The 21,036-nt window shown below is 70.7% G+C and carries 16 protein-coding genes; 7 read left to right on the top strand and 9 right to left on the bottom strand.

The features are described 5' to 3' along the window. Nucleotides 1-66 precede the first annotated feature (66 nt). Both holB and holA read left to right on the top strand, forming a co-directional pair. Nucleotides 67-1,098, top strand: coding sequence for a DNA polymerase III subunit delta' (gene holB, locus KY572_RS22815; protein WP_224245051.1), 1,032 nt, complete (start codon nt 67-69; stop codon nt 1,096-1,098). Further along, complete coding sequence (holA, locus tag KY572_RS22820; protein WP_224245052.1) at nt 1,095-2,417, top strand: DNA polymerase III subunit delta; 1,323 nt, start codon at nt 1,095-1,097, stop codon at nt 2,415-2,417. The genes holB and holA overlap by 4 nt, the downstream gene beginning before the upstream one ends. A 21-nt stretch (nt 2,418-2,438) precedes the next feature. Here holA and KY572_RS22825 read toward each other — a convergent pair whose 3' ends face one another. From KY572_RS22825 to KY572_RS22835, 3 genes are all read right to left on the bottom strand, one after another. After that, nucleotides 2,439-4,481, bottom strand: a complete 2,043-nt coding sequence (locus KY572_RS22825; protein ID WP_224245053.1) for a HEAT repeat domain-containing protein — start codon at nt 4,479-4,481, stop codon at nt 2,439-2,441. Between the two features lie 109 nt (nt 4,482-4,590). After that, the gene (locus tag KY572_RS22830) at nt 4,591-4,980 is read right to left on the bottom strand and encodes a response regulator (RefSeq protein WP_224245054.1); all 390 of its coding nucleotides are present in this window, start codon (nt 4,978-4,980) and stop codon (nt 4,591-4,593) included. A 238-nt stretch (nt 4,981-5,218) separates the two neighbouring features. After that, nucleotides 5,219-6,016: an NRDE family protein gene (locus KY572_RS22835; protein ID WP_224245055.1), complete on the bottom strand. Its 798-nt coding sequence runs from the start codon at nt 6,014-6,016 to the stop codon at nt 5,219-5,221. Between the two features lie 109 nt (nt 6,017-6,125). On the opposite strand from KY572_RS22835, the gene metG reads away from it, so the two are divergent. Genes metG through KY572_RS22850 form a run of 3 tightly spaced genes read left to right on the top strand, consistent with a single transcriptional unit; the run spans nt 6,126 to nt 9,981 of the window. Continuing rightward, nucleotides 6,126-8,231, top strand: a complete 2,106-nt coding sequence (gene metG, locus KY572_RS22840) for a methionine--tRNA ligase (protein WP_224245056.1) — start codon at nt 6,126-6,128, stop codon at nt 8,229-8,231. Between the two features lie 5 nt (nt 8,232-8,236). Further along, nucleotides 8,237-9,208 (top strand): HEAT repeat domain-containing protein, encoded by a 972-nt coding sequence (locus tag KY572_RS22845; protein ID WP_224245057.1) that lies wholly within the window; start codon nt 8,237-8,239, stop codon nt 9,206-9,208. Next, the gene (locus tag KY572_RS22850) at nt 9,205-9,981 is read left to right on the top strand and encodes a TatD family hydrolase (RefSeq protein ID WP_224245058.1); all 777 of its coding nucleotides are present in this window, start codon (nt 9,205-9,207) and stop codon (nt 9,979-9,981) included. Before KY572_RS22845 ends, KY572_RS22850 begins: the two co-directional genes overlap by 4 nt. A gap of 12 nt (nt 9,982-9,993) precedes the next feature. On the opposite strand, the gene KY572_RS22855 is transcribed toward KY572_RS22850, so the two are convergent. The 5 genes from KY572_RS22855 to KY572_RS22875 all read right to left on the bottom strand — a co-directional run bounded on the left by KY572_RS22855 (nt 9,994) and on the right by KY572_RS22875 (nt 16,830). After that, complete coding sequence (locus tag KY572_RS22855) at nt 9,994-11,952, bottom strand: HD domain-containing phosphohydrolase (protein WP_224245059.1); 1,959 nt, start codon at nt 11,950-11,952, stop codon at nt 9,994-9,996. Between the two features lies 1 nt (nt 11,953). After that, nucleotides 11,954-13,510: a 3'-5' exoribonuclease YhaM family protein gene (locus KY572_RS22860; RefSeq protein WP_224245060.1), complete on the bottom strand. Its 1,557-nt coding sequence runs from the start codon at nt 13,508-13,510 to the stop codon at nt 11,954-11,956. Nucleotides 13,511-13,556: 46 nt separating this feature from the next. Further along, nucleotides 13,557-14,696, bottom strand: coding sequence for a class I SAM-dependent rRNA methyltransferase (locus tag KY572_RS22865; RefSeq protein ID WP_224245061.1), 1,140 nt, complete (start codon nt 14,694-14,696; stop codon nt 13,557-13,559). A 129-nt stretch (nt 14,697-14,825) separates the two neighbouring features. Then, on the bottom strand, nt 14,826-15,173 hold the full coding sequence (locus KY572_RS22870; protein WP_224245062.1) for a hypothetical protein: 348 nt from the start codon (nt 15,171-15,173) through the stop codon (nt 14,826-14,828). 61 nt (nt 15,174-15,234) lie between these two features. Further along, the gene (locus KY572_RS22875; protein ID WP_224245063.1) at nt 15,235-16,830 is read right to left on the bottom strand and encodes an NAD(P)/FAD-dependent oxidoreductase; all 1,596 of its coding nucleotides are present in this window, start codon (nt 16,828-16,830) and stop codon (nt 15,235-15,237) included. Between the two features lie 313 nt (nt 16,831-17,143). Between KY572_RS22875 and KY572_RS22880 the strand changes: the two genes are divergently transcribed. After that, complete coding sequence (locus KY572_RS22880) at nt 17,144-17,350, top strand: hypothetical protein (RefSeq protein ID WP_224245064.1); 207 nt, start codon at nt 17,144-17,146, stop codon at nt 17,348-17,350. 72 nt (nt 17,351-17,422) lie between these two features. Here the strand turns inward: KY572_RS22880 and KY572_RS22885 are convergent, their stop codons facing one another. Further along, entirely contained in the window at nt 17,423-18,106 is a 684-nt protein-coding gene (locus tag KY572_RS22885; RefSeq protein ID WP_224245065.1) for a diacylglycerol kinase family protein, read from the bottom strand. Between the two features lie 88 nt (nt 18,107-18,194). Between KY572_RS22885 and KY572_RS22890 the strand changes: the two genes are divergently transcribed. After that, a complete protein-coding gene (locus KY572_RS22890) occupies nt 18,195-21,026 on the top strand; it encodes a golvesin C-terminal-like domain-containing protein (RefSeq protein ID WP_224245066.1) in 2,832 nt (943 codons plus the stop codon). Nucleotides 21,027-21,036 lie beyond the last annotated feature (10 nt).

Consider the following 21,036-nt stretch of genomic DNA (forward strand, 5'->3'; position numbering starts at 1 on the left):
CCGAGCCGATCCAGGAGGGTCAAGCAGGCGGTTGACGCCCAGGGCGCGACCGGACATACACGCACCATGACGCTGGCCTCGGTGGTCGGACAGCCCCGTGCGATTGATGCACTCCAGGCGGCACTGCGCAGTGGCACGCTGCATCACGCCTACTTGTTTGCCGGGCCAGAGGGCGTGGGCAAGGAGCTCGCGGCGGTGGGGCTCGCCCAGGCGCTCACCTGCCCGGAGCAGCCCGAGGTGGGGTGCGGCCAGTGCGCCAGCTGTGTGCGCGTGTCCAAGGGGCTCCACCCGGACGTGACGTGGGTGATGCCGGACGAGGAGCGCGTGGCGCGCGGGCTGGCGGGGCGCTCGGACTTCACGGGCACGCCCAGCCGGGACATCCGCGTGGAGCAGATCCGCGGCCTGCAGGAGCGGCTGGCGCTGCACGGCCTGGAGTCTCGCCGCAAGGTGGCGCTCATCACCTCCGCTCACCGCATGAACGAGCCCGCGCAGAACGCCTTCCTCAAGACGCTGGAGGAGCCGCCCGCGGACACCACGCTCATCCTCATCGCCGCGGCGATGGACAAGCTGCTGCCCACCATCCGCAGCCGGTGCAGCAAGGTGCACTTCGCTCCACTGCCGGTGGACCTGGTCGCGCAGCGCGTGCAGCAGGAGCGCCGGTTGGATCCGCAGACGGCGGCGCTCGCCGCGGTGATGGCCGGTGGCAGCCTGGGGCGCGCGCTGAGCCTGGACGTGGAGGGGCTGGCCCAGCGCAAGGAGATCATCACCCGCTTCGAGGCGCTCCGGTCGGAGGACGCGCTGCCCCTGCTGCGCTTCGCGGAGGCGTACGGCGGCTCTCGGGAGGACGCCGAGCAGGCGCTCGCCCTCCTGGCCCTCTGGACGCGGGACGTGGCGCTGCTGAAGGCCGGGGGCGAGTCCCTGGCGAACCTGGACATGAAGGAGCTGGCGCGCGAGACGGCGGCGCGTGTCTCCGAGCCCGAGCTGCACCGCCGCGCCTGGCTCATCGAGCGCGCGCAGGCGGGCATCGGGCGCAACGGCTCGCCCCGGCTGCAGCTGGAGCGGATGCTGCTGGAGCTGCTGATGCGGGAGGTCCGGTGAGCGCGGAGATGGATGACGTGCTGGCGGAGGTGAAGGCGGGCAAGGTGGCGCCGCTGTACCTGCTCTGGGGCGAGGAGTTCCTGGTACGCAAGGGCGCCGACGAGCTGGTGAAGGCGCTGGTGCCGGACGCCTCCATGGGGCTGAACTTCGCGGTGCTGGACGCGTCCTCCCCGCGCGAGGTGGCGCAGGAGCTGGCCACGATGCCGCTCTTCCCGGGCCGCAAGGTGGTGCTGGTGCGCGATCCCGAGTTCGTCGCGCCCAAGAAGGGGCGGGGGGACGCGCTGGGCAAGGCGCGCGAGGCGTGGAAGGCCGGCAAGCGCAAGGAAGGGGCGCGCCGGCTGCTGGCCCTGGCGGCCCGGGCGGGCTGGGGCGTGGACCAGCTCGATCCGACGGCGCCCGGCGCGCCCTCGGTGGAGGAGTGGAAGGAGGAGCTGGACGTGGACCTGGCGGAGGTGGACCTCGCCTTCCTCAAGGAGGCCGCCGCGTTCTGCCGGGACGAGCGCATCACCGCGCCGGAGGGAGATGCGTCGGCGCTGCTGGAGCTGCTCCAGAAGGGGCTGCCCAAGGGGCACGCGCTGGTGCTGGCCGCCACGGACGTGGATGCCAAGAGCCCGCTGCTCAAGTTCGCCAAGGACCAGGGGCACCTCGTCGAGCGCAAGGTGGCCGCGCGCCACAAGGATCTGGATCTCTCGGAGATCGCCACCGAGTTCCTGGCGCCCTTCAAGAAGAAGCTGGGCCGCGGGGCGCTGGAGCAGCTCAAGGAGCGCGTGGGCGGCAACATCCGGCTGCTCCAGTCGGAGTTGGAGAAGCTGGCCGTCTATGTCGGAGACAGCGCCACCATCGAGGTGGCGGACGTGGCGCTGCTGGTGCACCACGCGCGCGAGGAGGAGTACTTCGAGCTCTCCGAGTCGCTCCAGAAGCGCGATCTGAAGGGCGCGCTGGGCTACGCCGAGGATGCGATGGGGCAGGGGACGCACGCGCTGCAGCTGCTGGGTGCGGTGGCCTCCATCGTGCGCGGGCTGCTGGAGAACCACGAGCGGCTGGGGCAGTACGCGAAGGGCTCCGCGCCGCGCTCGTTCGATGACTTCAAGTCGCGCATCTTCCCGAAGATCGAGCAGGAGGCGAAGGCGGCCAAGGGCCGCGCCCCGCACCCCTACGCCGCCTTCCTGAGCATGCAGGCCGCGGCGCGCTACGAGCGGCGGGAGCTGCTGCGCGCGCTGGTGCACTGCGCGGAGGCGGACCTGGAGCTGAAGTCCTCCGCCAGCGGCAAGCTCGTCATCGAGCGCCTGCTCTGGAGCCTCTGCGCGCGGCCTGCCTGAGCCTCGCCGAGGCCCACCGCCTCAGCCGGCCTCTTCCTCTCCCTCGGGGAGGGCCTCGCCACCCGCGGCGAGCCACTCCAGCGCCTTGAAGCGTCCGTGGGCCAGCGCGAGCAGGTCGGCCAGCGTCGTCTCGTCCAGGGCTTGCAGCGGCTTGCCCCCGAAGAGGAGGCCCTCGCCGGGCTTGCCTGGCAGCAGCCCCTCCTCCTGAAGCTCGGTGACGCGGTGGCGGGACCAGTGGCGCAGCCCCTCCACCGCGGCGCGCGCCTTGCCCTGGCTGGACGTGACGCCCTTGCGGTCGAAGCCCACCTCCTCGGCGGACTCGAGCAGCGTCTCCAGATCGGGATCCGCCTCGGCGATCGACGGATCGGCCGCGATGCCCCGGGCAAACGACTCGTACCGGGCGCACTCCAGGAGCACCTCCCAGCGGTCGCGCTGCACCTGCACCTCTTCGAGCGGGCGCCGCTCGGCGGACTCCAGGAAGGGCTGGGGATCCTTGAGGAGCGGCAGGCGCTCCAGGAGCGGCGCGGTCTCCACGCGGGCCTCGGCCGGCGGCAGCTTGCCCTGCTTCAGGGCCCAGAGGAGCAGCTGCAGCTCCTCGGCGCTCCAGGCCACGGACTGACAATCGTCCGGGGACCAGGTGCCGGGCTCCTCTTCGAGCAGCTCCATGCCGGTGACGCCCAGGGTGCTGAAGAGGCCCTCCTCATCCATCCACTTCCGCAGCCGGAGGAGCTCCTCCTTCGCGGCGGAGTCCCTGGCCTTCGCCAGCCGCTCCTCCAGGGCCAGCCTCCGCAGCAGCCCTCCGAGCACCAGGGCGCGCTGGGCCACGGCCTCCGCCTCCGGCGGCACCGGCTCCGTCCAGGAGTCCTCGTCCTCGTCCGGCTCCTCCTCGAGCAGCTCCTCGTCGTCGGGGATGGCCTGCTCCTGTGTCTCTCCGTCCCAGTCATCCTCGCCCTCCGCCGCCTGCCGCTCGCGCTGGATGGGACCGGTGGGCAGCCCCTCGAAGTGGTGGCCGTAGGGAGTGGCGCGCAGCTCCTCGCAGAGCGTCACGAGCTCGGGATCCTCGCCCTGGGCGTCGCGGGCCACCTGGGCCACCGTGCGCAGCACCTGCTCGCGATCCGGGGCCTTGAGCTCCGCCAGCGTGGGCAGGGCGGCCTTGGGGAACAGGGAAGCGAGGTTCGCGAAGAACGGCCCGCGCTCCTCCGGCTCGCGCTCGTGGAGGAGCTCCGCCAGCTCCTGGCCCAGCTTCTCGGGGGAGCGCTGGGCGAAGGCCTCGACGATGTCGCTCATGAGCTCCGGGATGAGCGTCCTGTGACGGCCCACCAGGATGAGCAGGTCCGCCCGGAGGGCCTCATCCGTGTCGGAGTCGAGCAGCAGCTCCAGGCCGGACAGCCTCAGCGCGTCGCACAGCATGTCGAGGAGCGCGGGCTCCTCCTCCGCGGAGGCCTCGAGCTCCTCCTGGGGCATCTCCGCGAGCAGTCGGAGGATCTCGCGGATGGAGCGAGGCTCCCGCATGAGCGGCACGGCGAGCACCGCGTCACGGCGGCTCTCGGTGGAGGCCAGCGCGCCGTGCCACTTCGGGAAGGCGTCAGGCTCTCCCAGGGAGTGCAGCAGCCCCGCGGCCCAGGCCCGGGTGCGCTCGTCGCGAGCCGCGAGCAGGGGCTTCAGCACGGCCCGCACGGGGGCGGAGTCCGGCAGGGAGATCAGCATCGTGGCCGCGTCGCGCCGCACGTCCACGGAGGGATCCGCCAGGAACGGGGGCAGCTTCTCCAGCGCCTCCTTCTCGCCCAGCCGCGCCAGGCCGAACGCCGCCTGGACGCGCACCCGCGGGTCGGGATCCTTCGACAGCACGCGGCGCAGGGTGGGCGCGTCCGCGGGGCGGCCGAGCTTGGCCAGCCCGTAGGCGCCCCACCGGCGAACCGACGCCTCCTCGTCCTCGGTGGCGCGCGCGAGGAACGGGGCTGCCTGGGGATCCTCCAGCTCGGCCAGCTCCAGGGCGGACGTCTCGCGCTCGTAGGGATCGTCGGAGGAGAGCTGCTGGCCCAGCTCCTGGATGGCCTCGTTCATGGGCGGGGCAGTCTACCCGGGCACAGGCGGACCGCAGCCTTGTTGGAGGCACACTTCGAGTGTGGGTGCAGGAAGGACGGGGCGACAGGCCCCCAAGCCGCGACGGCCCTCAGGGGCTGGAGGCGGAGGGCTCCTGCTGACCCCCGAGCAGGCTCCTGACCCGGGAGACCAGGTGGTCGTCGTCCCACGGCTTGCTGATGAAGTGGGACACGGCCTGGGCCGAGGAGGTCGGCGAGGTGCTCCACAGGTCCGCGTGGCCGGACAGGAGGATGCGCACGGCCCTGGGGGCGACGCGCAGCACCTTCTCCAGCAGCTCCGCGCCGTTCATGCCCTTCATCCGGAAGTCGGAGATGACCAGGTCCGGATCGAACGTGGCGAGCTTCTGGAGCGCCTCCTCGCCGTTGAGCGCCACCTCCACGGCAAACCCCTCTCGCCGGAACAGCCGCCGAAGCGCGCTGGCCACCTGCACTTCGTCGTCGACGATGAGGATCTTCGCCATGAAAGGACCCTTTGGGTGGCTAGCAAGACGCAGGCCACCATGTCTCCCTAGGAAAGCCGGTGAAAATCGAGGGTCATCGGTGACCTCATGGGTCTAACGCACCCCATGGGGGGTTCTGCGGGCTGCTCCGGGCAGTCTCATCCGATTGTTCCACTCTCAGACAATTCTTGGGAGTCATTTGTGACCCGGCTGGGCGGTGGGGAGTCGGCACCCCTCAGAGTGGGGGGAAGAGTCCCCCTCACAGTGGAGCAAGCAGGCTCCAGCGGTCTTGGAACGCGTGGCGGCATGGGGGGATTTCGGACACGAGGAAATGGCCCACGCGGCCCGGGGCCAGGGCCAGCAGGGCCGAGGAGCGCGTCCCGTAGGCCGGCGTGTGGATGCAGAGGGCCTGGAGCTGCCGGGCCAGCTCGCGCGAGACGGGAGCATCGGGCGGAGGCTCGGGGAGCTGCTCTTCCGGCGGGAGGTGATGGTCGGCCAGGAGCTCCTGGAGCCTGCCTGCCAGCTCGGGCCAGGGCCGCCGGGCGTGCTCGGCCGCGAGCATCCGGGCCCGCTCCACCTTGGGGAGCGAGGGGGCATCGAGCACGTTATTGGGAAGCACGTGGATGCCGGAGGGCACATCCTCGCGGATCAGCCGCGGGGTGGCGGGGCGCGCATAGGCCACCCGCAGCCGCGAGGCGTCTCCATAGAGCAGGTTGAAGGGGCTGAAGAGGGCAGGGTCCAATGTGTCGAGGTAACGCTCGACGGCCTCGAGATTCCCGGCGCGGAGCGCCTCGAGCACCACCTCGCCTCGCGAGCGGGGGGCCACGCCCTCGGTCAGCGCGCGGGGCTGATTGGTCAGCCCCACGAAGAGGCCCGTGTCCGTCACGCCCATCCACGTGCCGCCGTGCACGCTGTCCCGCCCGGGGACGACGATGCGCGGGGTGCCGGGGAGCACCTGGGGGCCGGAGGTGGGGCGGGCGTAGAGCTCATCCCGGTTGGTGGCGAGGATGAGGGGCCACTCGGGATGGACGTGGCGGAGGATGAGGATGGTGCACATCGTATCGAGTCCATAACACCCGGCTGGCCCCTCGCGCAGCGCAGCCCTACCGGAATCGATGACCCCGGGCATTCGAGCGGCTACAGTCCGCCGCCCTCTAGGAGAGTCCATGGCGGAGAAGATCCTCGTCACCAGCGCGCTTCCGTACGCGAACGGGCCCATCCACATCGGCCACGCCGTCGAGTACATCCAGACCGACATCTACGTGCGCTTCCTGCGCTCGTGCGGCAAGGACGTCGTCTACTTCTGCGCGGATGACACGCACGGCACGCCCATCGAGCTGAGCGCGTCGAAGCAGGGCATCAAGCCGGAGGAGTTCATCGCCGGCATCTACGAGCTGCACAAGAAGGACTTCGAGGAGCTGGGCGTGAGCGTGGACTGGTTCCACTCCACGAACTCCCCCGAGAACCGCCACTACGCGGAGCTCATCTACGGGCGCCTCAAGGAGAAGGGGGACATCGAGCGGCGCGACATCGAGCAGGCGTACTGCGAGACGGACAAGCGCTTCCTGCCGGACCGCTTCATCAAGGGCACCTGCCCCAACTGCAAGGCGACGGAGCAGTACGGGGACTCGTGCGAGAAGTGCGGCAAGGCCTACAGCTCCACGGATCTGCTCGATCCGAAGTGCTCGCTGTGCGGCACGCCGCCGGTGCGGAAGAACTCCACGCACCTGTTCTTCAAGCTGTCGCGCCACGAGGGCTTCCTGCGCGAGGTGCTCAAGCGCCCGGGCTTCCTCCACCAGGGGCTGGCCACGCAGCTGCAGAGCTTCTTCGAGAAGGGGCTGGCGGACTGGGACATCAGCCGGGACGGGCCGTACTTCGGCTTCGCCATCCCGGGTGAGACGGACAAGTACTTCTACGTGTGGCTGGACGCGCCCATCGGGTACATCGCCACCACGGAGAAGTGGTCGAAGGAGACGGGCAAGGCGAAGAGCGCGCTGGACTACTGGGCCGCGGACAGCGGCGCGCGCATCATCCACTTCATCGGCAAGGACATCGTCTACTTCCACGCGCTGTTCTGGCCGGCGGTGCTCCAGGTGGCGGGCCTGCACGTGCCCAACGAGATCAAGGTCCACGGCCACCTCACCGTGAACGGCGAGAAGATGTCCAAGCGGCGCGGCACCCTGGTGCCCGTGCGCACGTACCTGGACAACCTGGACCCGAGCTACCTGCGCTTCTTCTACGCGGCGAGCCTGGGGCCGGGGCCGGAGGACTTCGATCTGAACCTGAAGGACTTCCGCCTGCGGGTGAACGGCGAGCTGGTCAACAACGTGGGCAACCTGGCCAACCGGGGCCTGTCCATGCTGGCGGGGCCGCTCGAGAAGCGGCTGGCGCCGGGCCGGGAGGGGCCGGGCAAGGCGCTGGTGGAGGCGGCGCTGGCTCGGGTGCCCGAGGTGCGCGAGGCCTTCGAGAAGCTGGAGTTCCGCAGCGCCATCAAGGCCATCGTGGAGATTGCCCAGTCCGCGAACGGCTTCCTGCAGGCGCAGGCGCCGTGGGCGAAGATCAAGACGGATCCCGAGGCCGCGCGGGCGGATCTCTCGGACGCGGCGGACGTGGCCTACCTGCTGGGCGCGCTGCTCACGCCCGTCATTCCGCGGGTGACGGAGCGGCTCTTCGCGCAGCTCAACGCGCCGCCGCTGACGTTCGCGGCGCTGGAGAAGGCCACCTACCCGCTGCTGGATCGCAGCCGTCCCATCGGCACGCCCGAGCCGCTGCTGCCGAGGCTCGAGGAGGAGAAGGTCAACGCCCTCATCCCTCCGACCACCGAGCCCGAGCCGGCGAAGGAGGCCCCGAAGAAGGGGGAGAAGAAGGCCGAGAAGGCCGAGAAGAAGCCGGCCGAGGCGCCCACCACGCAGGCCTCGCCGGGGGCGGGCGCGGGTGGGGCTCCGGGCGAGATCGAGTACGACGACTTCGCGAAGGTGTCGCTCAAGGCGGGGAAGATCGTCGCGGCCGAGAAGGTGGCCGGGGCGGACAAGCTCCTGAAGCTCACGGTGGAGCTGGGTGAGGCCGCGCCGCGCACCATCGTGTCGGGCATCGCGCTGGCGTATACGCCGGAGCAGGTGACGGGCCGCCGGGTGGTGGTGGTGACGAACCTCAAGCCCCGGAAGCTCAAGGGCATCGAGTCGCGAGGGATGCTCCTGACGGCGGAGATGGGGGAGAAGGGGCTGTCGCTGCTGGATCCGGGGGATGTGCCTCCCGGCTCCCCGGTGAAGTGAGCGTCATGGACTGGCGGGCGGAGCGGGATCGGGCGCTGCTCGCCCTCGAGCGGGAGAAGCGTCCGCAGGCCCGCGCCGAGGCCGCTGATCTCCTCGTCCAGCTCGCGGCGGAGGAGCCCTCGCGGGCCTCGGAGTTCTCCGAGGCGCTCGTGCGGTTGCTCGCGGATGCGCAGGGCGAGGTCCGCCGCTCGGGGATCGGGCTGGCCACGCTGGTGCTGACTCCCGAGGAGCTGCCCGGCGCGCTCACGGCGCGGCTCTCGGACACGGATCTGGGCGTGCGCCTGGAGGCGACGGGGCGGATCGCGGACCTGGCGCTTCCGGAGCTGCGGGGCGCGCTGGCGCGGATGCTGGAGGACCCCATCCCCGAGATCCGCTTCGAGGCGGCGCGTGGCATGGCGGCGCTCAAGCACAGCTCGGGGCTGGACATCCTGGTGGAGGCGCTGGACACGGACATCCTTCGTTTCCGGGCGCTGGGGGCGCTGGCGGAGCTGGGGGACGCACGTGCGCTGCCGGCGGTGAAGCGGCTCTTTGGCCGCTGGCTGCTTCCCGCCTTCGAGCGCACCCAGGCCGCGGGAGTGCTCGCGCGACTGGGCGACGCGGAGGGGGCGGAGTACCTCCTGAAGCGCACCCAGAAGAAGTGGAGCGCGGATCGAGCGCTTGCCGTGGAGCTGTGCGGCGAGGTGAAGGCAACCGGGGCGCTGGAGCGGCTGCATGCCATCCTGCGGGATCCGAAGGATCCGTGCCGGGGCGCGGCGGCTCGGGGGCTGGGGCGGCTGGGAGACCCGAAGGCGCTGCCGTGGCTGCTGGCGCTGCTCGAGGACACGGCAGCCCCCGAGGACTGCAGGCTGGACGCGGCCGATGGCCTCTGGCGGCTCGGGCTGCCCGAGGGACAGGCGCGCGTGAAGGCGGCTGCCCCCACCTTCGCTTCACCCGAAGCGCGTGAGGAGCTCGCTGAACTGTTGCAGGAGAAGCCATGAGACTCATCGACGCACACTGTCACCTGGAGCGCGCGGACTTCACGGAGGTGGGCGCCGTCCTGGAGCGCGCCCGCGCCGCCGGGGTGGTGCACGCCGTCATCGTGGGCCAGTTCCAGGCTCCTGGAGACTGGGGCAACGCGCTGGAGCTGGCCGCGGCCCACCCGGACTTCCTGTCGCCCACGTTGGGCATCCATCCGCACGATGCCGCGAAGGCCACCGAGGAGGACTTCGCCACGCTGGAGCGCACCTGCGCCCGGCCCGAGCTGCGCGCGGTGGGAGAGGCGGGCCTGGACTACTACTACGATCGCTCTCCGCGCGATGTGCAGGCGGAGGTGTTCCGGCGCCAGTGCGCCCTGGCGCGCAAGCTGGACAAGCCCCTGGTGGTGCACGTGCGGGACGCCCACGAGGACTGCGAGGCCATCCTGCGCGAGGAGGGGCTGCGCCGCGGCGTCATCCACTGCTTCACGGGAGACACGGCCGCGGCTCGGCGCTACCTGGAGCTGGGGTTCCACATCTCCCTGTCCGGCGTGGTGACGTACAAGAAGACGGAGGCGCTTCAGGACGCGGTACGCTTCACGCCGCTGGATCGGCTCATGGTGGAGACGGACAGCCCCTTCCTGGCGCCCGTGCCGCACCGTGGGCGCAAGAACGAGCCCGCGCACGTGGTGGAGACCGCGCGCAAGGTGGCGGAGCTGAAGGGCGTGTCTCTCGATGAGCTGGCGGCCACCACCACGGCCACCGCCGCGGCCCTGTTCGGGCTCCGGGTGTCGTAGTCTGGCGACGACTCAGGCGCTGGCGGCCTTGCGCGCGGTGAGCTCCTTGGCCACCGTCGCCAGATCCTTGTCGAGGTGGGGCATCTCCAGCAGCAGCGAGTCCGGATCGAACTGGAAGTCCGCCTGCTTCAGCTTCAGCAGCGCCTGCATCGCGGCCTCGCCCGACTGGCCGGCGTAGGAGGCGAAGACGACCTTGCCATGCTCCAGGTGCAGATACCCCTCGAGCGAGTGGTGTCGCAGGTGGAGGCGCCCGGACTTGTGGCCGCTGGCCAGCGTCTTCAGCAGCTCCAGCTGGGGCAGCTCGTCATAGCTGCCCTGCACCATGCGCGCTGGCCCGTTGTGCTGGATGCGGTCCTCGTAGAGCTGCCGGACCACTTCCGCGGCCTTGTCGGTGTCCGTCGCGGACACCACCGCCGTCGCTCCGGCCATCAGCAGCCGATCCCTCGAGGCGTTGTCCGGCTCTCCCAGCACGATGATGGGCAGCCCTCCAGCCTCCGGCATGCCTCGCGCGTACTGGAGCAGCGCCGTCACATCCTGGATGCCGAACCGCAGGCTCACCACCAGCACGTCGCACTCCCGCTGCGCCAGCCCGTCCATCGCGCCGTCCAGCGAGGAGAACGCGTGCACCACCAGTCCCTGGCGCAGCGCGGACTCCAGCATGTCCGTGCGGATGGCCTCGTCCGACTCGGCGATGAGCACCTGGCGCCCGTCCTGGACGATGCGGTGGCGCAGCAGCTCGCCGCTCTGCACCTGCCCGACGATGTCCGCCACCACCGGATCGTAGAGGACGCCCGCGTTCTTGCGCAGGTGATCCAGCGCCTGCGCCTTGTTGAGGGCCTTGCCGTAGGCGTTGGCCGGGTTCTTCGTCAGATCCAGGAAGCTGTCCACCGCGGCCAGGATGCGCGCGCCCAGGGAGATGTCCTCCCCCTTGGTTCCCAGCGGCCCCGAGCCGTCGTACGCCTCGTACAGCTGGGTGATGATGGTGTTCACCGCCGGCTGCAGGCGGACGGTCTCGAAGAGCTTCACGGGCGCCTTGCACAGGCGCCGGGCCTCCGTCTTCCAGTCCGCGTTGGCGGCGTTGCTGGCCAGCGTGTAGTGGCGCTCGGCGGACTTGCCCAGATCGTGCAGGTAGGCGGCGATGGACATCGAGGCCAGCTCGCGGGGCGCCATGCCCATGCGCTTGCCCACGATGGCCGCCTGGCGCGCCAGCTGCGCCGAGTGCCCGCGGTGGTGGGGCCGCTCCTGCTCCAGCAGGCCCACGAGGATGTTCAGCGACTCGATGAAGTCGACCTCGGCCACCCCTCCGCGCGTGGCGCTGGCCGCATCGCGCATACCCGTGGACATGCGCGACATCTGCGTGCCGGGAGCCCGGGCCCGCACGCTGGCGTCCGTCTCGAAGCGCAGCTGGAGGTTCGGGGCCATTCGAGGCCCGCTCCCGGTGGCGTCGTAGGCGTTGGCCATGGTGGACGCGTCCGAGCGCACCACCTGCGGGCCGCCGTTCTCCAGCGTGGTGAAGGCGGTGGGGTCTCCGTAGTAGTGCTTCTTGATGGCCGCGGCGATGGCGCTGCGCAGGCCCACGTAGGCGTAGACCTCCGATACGCCCGTGACGAGGGCGATCTCGTCCAGCAGCGACTTGTTCTGCGGCTCGGCGGCGACGATGGACAGCAGCTTGCGCTCCGGATCGTAGGCCAGCGGCAGCACCGTCTGGGCCTCGGCCATGCGCACCGGGAGCTTGTCCAGCACGTCCGTGGGGAGCTTGGCCTTGGCCAGCTTCTCCGCGGACACGAAGCGGGTGTTGAACTCGGCGGCCAGGAAACGCAGCAGCGCGGCCTCCTGGAGCAGCCCCAGCTCCACCAGACAGTCGCCCAGCTTGTAGCCGGTGATCTTCTGGTGCTCCAGGGCCTTCTCCACGGCCTCGGCGGTGACGAGGCCGGCCTCGATCAGACGCTCTCCGAGCCGACGCTTCGACATGTCAGCCTTCCGTGGTGCCTTCACCCTCGGACTTCGACGCCGGGGCCTCGGGCTTTTCGGTGGCGGGTGCCAGTGAGGTCAGCGCGCTAAAGGGCTTGAAGGTCAGCTCCTGGGGCAGGGTGCTCGGATCGCGCGGCGGGCGGGCCGGGCGCTCCTCGCGGGGCGCACGCTCCTCTCGCGGCGGGCGCTCCTCTCGCGGCGGGCGCTCCTCACGGGGAGGACGGCCCTCGCGAGGCGGGCGCTGCTCGCGCGGAGGACGCTCCTTGTCCTTGCGCGGTGGCGTGGGGCTGCCTTCCTCGGCACCCGACTGTCCCGCCTGCGCACCCTGGGGCGCGCCGCCCTTCTCCTTGGACTTGCGGCGCTCCTCGCGCGACTTGCGGCGCGTCTCCACCGGCGACTTGCCCCGGGCCGTGGGCGAGGGGCCCTTCCAGAGCTGACGATCATAGTGCTTGAGCGGCTCCGTCCACCGGTCGTTCGGGTCACGCGCCATGGCCTCGAGCCACGCGGCGATCCGCGAGTCCAGCGAGTCCAGCGCGTGGACGATGAACGCCTCGATCGTCATGGGCAGCTTGGGCGAGCCGTACTCCAGCTTCCCATGGTGCGCCAGCACCAGGTGGGTGAGGTGGTGCTCGAGCGCGGGCGGGAAGCCTGGGATGGCCAGCGTCTTCTCGCGGATCTTCTGCGCCGTCATCACCAGGTGGCCGACCAGCTTGCCCTCGTCGGTGTAGTCGAACCCCTTCTCCGAGGAGATCTCCGCCACCTTCATCACGTCATGGAGCAGGGCGCCCGCCAGCAGCAGGTCCCGGTCCGCCATGGGGTAGTGGTCCGCCACCCGCAACGTCAGCCGCATCACGGACAGCAGGTGCTCGGCCAGCCCGCCCCGGTAGGCATGGTGGATGCCCTTGGCGGCGGGGGCGTTCGGCAGGCCCGCGGCGATCTGCGGGTCGTCCAGGAACGCCAGCAGCAGCTGCTTCACGTGCGGATCGTTCACGCGCTCGGTGATGAGCTCGCGAATCAGGCCCACCGCCCGAGGGCCCGCGCCATCGTCGCGACCGGGGCGCTTCTCCGCGCCCTCCTCGCGCTTCTCCGGCGCCTGCTGGGGCTTGTCCTGGGCCTTGTCTTTCTCCTTCTCCTGGCCCTTGTCCTGGGGCGCCGCGGCCTCGGCGGGAGCGGGCGGAGCCGGAGGCGGCTCGAACTCCTTGGGGTCCAGCGGGCCCGGATCCAGGCGCTCGAGCGCCTCGACCACGACCTGCGTCTTGCCGTGGAAGTTGATCACATGGCCCTGGATGAGGACGTAGTCCCCCGGCGCGAAGCCGGGCTCGAACTCGTCCACCTTGTCGAACACGCGCGCGTCGATCTCGCCGCTCTTGTCTCCGAGCGTCAGGGCGAGGAACACCTTGCCGCTGCGCGCCGTCACCTTGTTCTTCTGCGTGACGCGGAAGACGGTGTTGACGCGGTCCTTCTCCCGCAGATCCTTCGCGTAGACCTTGCGCACTGTCTCGACGGAGCCGCCCTCGGTGGCGGGCCCTGGAGTCTCAGCCGGGTTGTCAGTCGTCATCGTGGCTCGACACTACCACCCCCAGGCGGCGAGGGCGCGTTTGACTTCAGTTCACTTCGAGTGCCACCGCGTCGAGGTAGTCGGCGCCGGGGGTGTTCACGGGCGAGGGGTGGTCCGGGGGCAGCCCCAGCCGTGCCAGCCGGAAGGCCACCCGCTGCTCGCGCTCGCAGGCCTCCGCCACCAGCTCCTCGAAGGCCCCCAGGGCCAGGGGAGGGTGGTAGCCCGTCAGCAGCAGCCGGCCGCCATGCCGGGTGCGCCGGAGCGCCAGCCGCACGTGCTCGATGAAGCTCTCGTGGGAGGTGGCGTCCCGGGCGTCGAGCAGCACCAGATCGAAGGTGTCCGTCACGGCCTTCAGCACCGCCAGCGTGGCGCCGGACTCCACCTTCACCCGGCCGTACAGGCCGTTGGCCTCGGCGTTCTCGCGCGCCAGGTCCGCCGCGTCCGCGTCCTTGTCGAAGGCGAGGATCTGCCGGGCGCCGTGCAGCCCCGCGTGGACGAAGAGACCCCCCACGTTGCAGCACGGATCCAGCACCCGCGCGTCGCGTGCCAGGCGCGCCAGGAAGCGGCGCAGCTCCCTCTGATCGTAGTGGTAGCCCGTGTTCAGCCCGTAGGTGAGGTCCACCGTGAAGCGCGCGCCCAGCTCCAGCAGGCGGCACCAGCGGGGCGGGTTGCCGTACAGCACGTGGGGCCGCTGCGGCGCCAGCCCGAGCGCCTTGCGCCGGTACGAGTCGTTGCGCAGGAGCACCGAGGCCGCGCCGGCCACCTCCACGATGGCGCGGGTGAGCTCTTCGATGCGCGCATCCATCGGCCGGGTGAGCGTCTGGATGACGAAGTGGGTGTCGTACCGGTCCACGATGAGGCCGGGCAGGCCGTCGCCGTCATCGTTCACCAGTCGACAGAAGCGAGGGTCGTCCACCAGCCGGGCCCGCCGCTCGAGGGCATGGCGGATGTGGCGGGGGATGAGCCCCTCCGCCGTCTCCTCGGGCAGCCCCAGGCGGCGCACGGGGAAGGAGGCCTCGAGGTCCACGTCTCCCAGCCCGAGCACCTGTCCGTCCTCGTCCCGGAGCTGGACGGGCTCGCCCACCACGGGCGTGCCGTCCATGGACAGGATGTCCTCCCGGCTCAGCCAGAAGGCTCCATGGCGGAGCTTCTGCGCCGCCTCTCGAGACAGGTAGGTGTTGAGCACGTGGCGTCCTCCCTTTCTCCGCGGGCCGCGGATGCAGGCCCCGAAAGTCCTGCTGGGAAGAACATGTGTTCCCTGGCGCTCACTGTCGGCGGGCGCTGGGACGCCCCGCTGGAGGGCAGGGGAGGAGGCTCAGCGACGGCGGCGGAACGCGGTGAACGTCACCCGCCACAGCAGCGAGGCGACGCCCAGGCAGAGCAGGAACGCGATCATGCCCCGGCCGCTGCGGACCAGCAGCAGGGCACACACACCGAGGAACACCGCCACCAGGATCGTCAGCGTCTGGCTGCGATCGAAGGCACGAGACGGCTTCCGGGCCCGCGCCAGGTTGGGGATGCTGGCGGCCTTGCGCCACAGCGTGCCGCCCTCCTCGAGCACCTCGTCCTCGGGGGATACGAGCCCCGCGACATAGGCCTGCTCCACATGCAGGATGCTCTCGTACTCCAGCTCCCCCTCCGGGGTGCGTACGCGGTAACGCATGGCGCCTTCTCTTCTCCGGGCTCCTCCCGGCAGGCAGCCGGGCGAGCTTTCCGGTCGTTCTCTAGGTCAGCTCTCCGGCAATCTGCTCAGCGATGCGCAGGCCATCAATGGCCGAGGAGACGATACCGCCCGCGTAACCGCAACCTTCCCCCGCCGGGTACAGTCCGCGGAGCGACACCGACTGGAGATCCTCGCCCCGGGTGATGCGCACCGGCGAGCTGGTCCGGCTCTCGATGCCGATGAGCTTGCCCTCGTCGCTGATGAAGCCGCGCATCTTCCGGTCAAAGCCGCGCAGGGCCTGCTTGATGGACTGGGTGAGGCGCTCGGGGAAGAGGCGGTTGAGGTCCACGTGGACGATGCCGGGCCGGTAGCTGGTGCCGCCCGGCTCCGTCTTCACGCGCCCTGCCAGGTAGTCCGGGATGGTCTGCGCCGGCGCGAAGAAGCGGCCTCCGCCCAGCTCGTAGGCCTTCTGCTCCCAGTGGCGCTGGAACTCCAGGCCCGCCAGCGGCCCGCGGAAGCCCTCGCGCTCGAAGTCCTGCACGGACACCGTGACGACGATGCCCGCGTTGGCGTACTTCGCGTTGCGGCGCGAGTTGCTCATGCCGTTGGTGCACTGCAGCCCGTCCTCGGTGGGCGTGGGCACGACGATGCCGCCCGGGCACATGCAGAACGAGTAGACGCCGCGCACCTCGCCATCCACGTCCAGGTTCTCCGCCAGCTTGTAGTCCGCCGGGGGCAGCTTCGGGTTCTTCGCCGCGTTGCCGTACTGGATGCTGTTGATGAGCCCCTGCGGGTGCTCCGCGCGGAAGCCGAGCGCGAACGGCTTGGCCTCGATGCTCACCCGCCCGTCCGCGGCGAAGCGCTCGTACAGCTCGCGCGCCGAGTTCCCCGGCGCCAGCACCACCCGGTCGCTCTCCAGCGTGCGCCCGTCCACCAGCTTCACGCCCGCCACGCGGCCGTCGCGGTAGAGCAGATCCTCCACCTTGTGCTCGAAGAGCACCTGGCAGCCCCCGGCGATGAGCATGTCCCGGATGCGCGCCACCGCGCCCGGCAGCAGGTCCGAGCCGATGTGCGGCTTGCCCTCCACGAGGATGTGGTCCGGCGCCCCGTACTGGGCGAACGTCTCGATGACCTTGCGCACCATGGGGTGGTTGATGCGCGTGGAGAGCTTGCCGTCCGTGTAGGCCCCGGCGCCGCCCTCGCCGAAGTTCATGTTGCTCTCCGGATCCAGCGAGCCGTCCCGCATCAGCTTCGCCACATCCTTGCGGCGCGTCACCACCTCGCGGCCGCGCTCCAGGAGGATGCTGCGCACCCCGCGCTCCAGCAGCCCCAGCGCGCAGAACAGGCCCGCCGGGCCCGTGCCGATGATGAGCGGCCAGCGCTCCGGCTCCTTCACGCGCGGGGGCGGCTCGGGCTCGGGCGGCGCCTCGCCCACGTCCGGCGGCAGGCGCGCGGGCTTGCGCCCCGGAGCCAGCGTCACTTCCAGCGTATAGATGTAGCGAGGGCTGCCCTTCTTGCGGGCATCCAGCACCGAGCGCACCACACGCACCGAGGCCAGATCGGCTCGGGTGACGCCCAGCTTCTCGGCCGCACGCTGACCGAGCAGCTCCTCCGGCTCGTCCAGCCACAGCCCGATGTTGTTTACGCGGTACGCCATATGCCCTCGTCTCCGTGCCCTGAGGCGCGTATCCCCGGCCCCGGGGTGCAATGCAAGTCCCTGAAAACACAGGGGCTCCCCAGGGGTGGGGTGTGTATCCTGCTATACACCCCTTGACCGCAATCCCTGGGTTCCTGGTGGGGGTGCGAAGCTCCCTTCGCAGTCGCTCGGTGCTCGGCGGAGCCCTCGATACCTCTTAACCCTCCGCAGATCATGAGGAATCCGCTCGGCTGCCAACCGTTGGCATGGGGGTTGAATCCTGTAGCACGCAAGTAGCAGCAGTCCCCCTCATTCTTTCTTTGGAGACACGTCCTTGAGCACCGACCAAAAGGGCCCCCGGATTCTGGCGCGCACCTTCTTCGCTCAGCTGCGCTCGAGCGGATACACGCCGCACCAGATCATTGGCATTGCCACGGAGCTGCTCGACCTGGTGACGGAGGAGCTCAAGCAGGGCGACAAGCCCGCCGATGTCGCCCAGGTAACGCCCGAGCAGGGCGCCGGCTGGCAGCCGAGGGTGTAGCCCGTTAGGATGGTGTCTACCAAACCCTAGTGGGCGATCGAGCTCCGGACTGGCTTCCGGGGCTCACGCCCTCTAGGCGCGGTGGTTGACCGGCGAGGAGCCGGTTTTTTTTTGCCCGAGCCCCTCGCGTCGGCGGGTGCGCGCCGCGGACATGGCCACCCCGAGCAGTCCGGCCGTGAGCGCGGTGAAGACGGAGCTGGCGGTGCGCAGGGCCATCAGCCCCAGCAGGGTGGCGCCCAGCACGAAGGCCACCCAGTCCACCCAGACGGGGCGGGCGCGGGGCAGCACGAGCAGCGTGACGCAGGCGGTGAACGGCAGCCCGAGCGTCACCTGCCGGGCGATGCGCGGGCCGCTGTTGAGGACGATGTTCCAGTTGGTGACGAGCAGGGCGGCGAAGATGACCACCGTGCCCAGGGCCAGCACCATGACGCCCGCAGCGGCGGCGTCCTTGGCCAGCCGGGCCTTCTCGTCGAACTGCTGGACGGCGAGATCCACCAGGTGCTCCAGCGCGCTGTTGAGGATCTCCGCGAAGAAGATGAGCAGGACGCAGAAGATGAGCGTCACCTTCTCGGCCAGGCCCAGCTCGATGCCGCTGCCCACCAGCCCTACCAGCACCGCGGAGACCAGGTGGACGCGCATGTTGCGCTGATGGACGACGGTGTGGATGAGCCCCGCCCACGCATGGCGGAACGAGGCGACGATGCCCGCGCCGCCTCGGGGCGGGAACGGGGGTGAAGGTGGGGCAGGGGCGTTCATTGGAAGTCGAGGGGGCAGGCTAGCACTCGCGGGGGCGGAATCCCGCGCTCGCGCGAGAGGGGGCGTGGCCCTATGGTCCGCCCCCAGCATGGCACGCCTTCTCTCTGTCTTCGGCTCGAGCTTGATCTGTCTGTCGCTTCCGGCGCTCGTGTGGGCCCAGGCGCCCACGGAGCCCACGCAGGACTGTGGCCTGGAGCCTCCGGGAGCGGTGTATGTGCCGCTGCCGGAGCCTCGGCCCTCCGAGACGGCTGTGTGGAGCGACGCCGAGCCACCGCCCGTGCGCCAGGAGATCCGGGATGGGACGCGCTCGGCCGCGTCGGGCCTGCCGCAGACGCGCATGCGCACCGGAGCGCTGTCCGGGAAGACGGTGTACCTGAGCCCCGGACACGGCTTCTACCGGGACTCGAGGCTGGGGCGCTGGGCGACGCAGCGAGGCAACACGAACGACGTGGTGGAGGACCTGATCTCCGCCGAGACGCTGGACCAGTACCTGCTGCCGATGCTGATGAGCGCGGGGGCCCGCGTGGTGCCGCTGCGCGAGCCGGACCTCAACGGGCGGATGGTCATCGTCAACAACGGTGACGCGGACTACTCGGAGACGGGGCCCGAGGGGCTCTTCAGCTCGGCCAAGGTGCCGGGGTGGGGGCCGCCGCCCTCGCCCATGCCGAACAACGTGCTGCCCTTCAACCTGGGTGGGAGCCGGCTGATGACGGCCGCTCCCTCCGCGACGGCCTCGGCCTCGTGGGTGCCGCGCATCCCCGCGGATGGCAACTACTACGTCTATGTCTCCCATGCCGCGGACGCCGCGCGGGTGCCGGACGCGCACTTCGTGGTGAAGCATGCGGGAGGCGAGAGCCACTTCCGCGTCGACCAGCGGCGCCATGGCGGCACGTGGCTGATGCTCGGGCGCTTCTACTTCAAGGCGGGCCAGAGCGCGGAGAAGGGGGCGGTGGTGGCGCTCAACGACTCCACGGCGACGGGCACCGTCTCGCTCGACGCGGTGCGCATTGGAGGTGGCACCGGCTTCATCGGAGACGCGACGATGGGGCCGCTCGGGCTGCCTCGCTACCTGGAGTGCGCGCGCTACCACATGCAGTTCAACGGGGCGCCGGCCTCTGTGTTCGCGCCCTCGGGGACCAACGGGCTGGGCAACGAGCGCAACGACGATGTGACGGGGCGCGCGCGCTTCGCGACGTGGGACCACGAGGCGGGCGAGGACGCCGTGTACGTGTCCTGGCACACCAACGCCGGCACCTCGGGCACCGTCGTGGGCACGGAGACCTACGTCTACGGTCCCAACCCGGTGGACGGCTCGCTCAACTTCACGGGTGTGCCGGGAAGTGACGTCCTGGCGACCTTGCTGCGCGCCGAACTGGACCGGGACTTCAAGACCGCGGTGGACGCCAACTGGACGACCCGGAGGCTGCGCTCGGCCTACTTCGGTGAGCTGAACCCGACCCACAACCCGGAGACGCCCTCCGTGCTGCTGGAGATCGCCTACCACGACTCGGTGCTGGACTCGGCGCGCCTGAAGGAGCCCGAGTTCCGCCGGATCGCGGCCCGCGCCATCATGCAGGGCCTCATCAAGTACTTCGCGGCGAAGGACGGAAAGCCGGTCAGCCTGCCGCCGGAGCCGCCCACCGTCGTGGCCGCGGTCAACGTGGCCGGCGGAGTGGAGGTGCGCTGGGCGCCTCCTGCAACGGACTCGAACGATCTCGGCGGGCACGGTGCCACGGCCTACCGCGTCTACCAGAGCGAGGACGGGCTGGCCTGGGACGAGGGCACGGAGACGGCCGGCACCACCCTCACCGTGAACCTCGCGGCGGGCACCACGCGCTACTTCCGGGTGGCCGCGCTCAACGCGGGCGGCGAGTCCTTCCCCTCGGACACGGTGGGCGCGCGGGTGGGCACGACGCCGCCCGTGCTCATCGTCAACGCCTTCGATCGCCTCGACGCGACCATGGACCGTCCCGAGGACCTCTCGCGCTTCAGCCTGGGCTCTCCGCTGCGCGTGCTGCTGGAGACGATGAACGATGGCTCCTCGGTGCGTCGCCATGGGGCGGCGGTGGCTCGGCACGAGGTGGCCTTCGACAGCGCGACGAACGAGGCGTTCGCCGCCAGCCTCGTGAGCCTCTCGGGCTATCAGCTGGTCGACTGGTTCACGGGGCGCGGAGGGCCCGGCGGCGCGGCGCCGACTCGCGCGGAGCAGGACGCCCTGCGAGCCTTCGTCACCGGGGGCGGGCACCTGCTCTTCTCCGGCTCCCAGGCGGCCTCCCGGCTCGCCACGGGGGACATGGCCGACCAGGCGTTCCTCGCCGACATCCTCCGCGCGGCGGTAGCCAGTGGCTCGTCCTCGCTGCTCGTGGAGGGGCAGCCGGGCGAGTGGCTGGCCTCCGTGGCTGGAATGGAGCTCGACGACGGCACTCGGGGAGGCCTGGCTACCGGCATTCCCGACGTGCTGACCCCGGCGGGAGGCGCCGCCGTGCTGCGCTTCAACGGGACGGAGCTGTCCGCCGGCATCTCCTCGGCGCCCGGCGGACAGGTGCTCTTCCTGAGCGTCCCCCTGGAGGGAATCGTCAGCCCCCTGAGGCGCGAGTACGTGCTGGGGACCTTCCTGGCGCGCACGGGGCTGCTCGCCACGGCGCCCCCGGCTCCGGGAGACGATCCCTCCCCACCCGACCCGGGGCCGGCCAACCAGTGGTCCGCCGCTACAGGCAAGGATCCCCGGCCCCCGGATCCGCCGCCGCCGCAACCCATTCCTCCCTATGTGCTGGACCTCCTGCCGCAGTTCTACGAGGAGGGGGACACCGGCTGCGGGTGTGGGGCAGGCACCGGTGTGGCCGCCGTGCCATGGCTGTTGCTGCTCGTTATTGGTCAGCTTCGACGCCGGGGGCGGAAAACACCGTATTCCGAGCGTTGACTCGGGTGCG

It is taken from the genome of Hyalangium gracile (assembly GCF_020103725.1).
Classification (GTDB): Bacteria; Myxococcota; Myxococcia; order Myxococcales; family Myxococcaceae; genus Hyalangium; species Hyalangium gracile.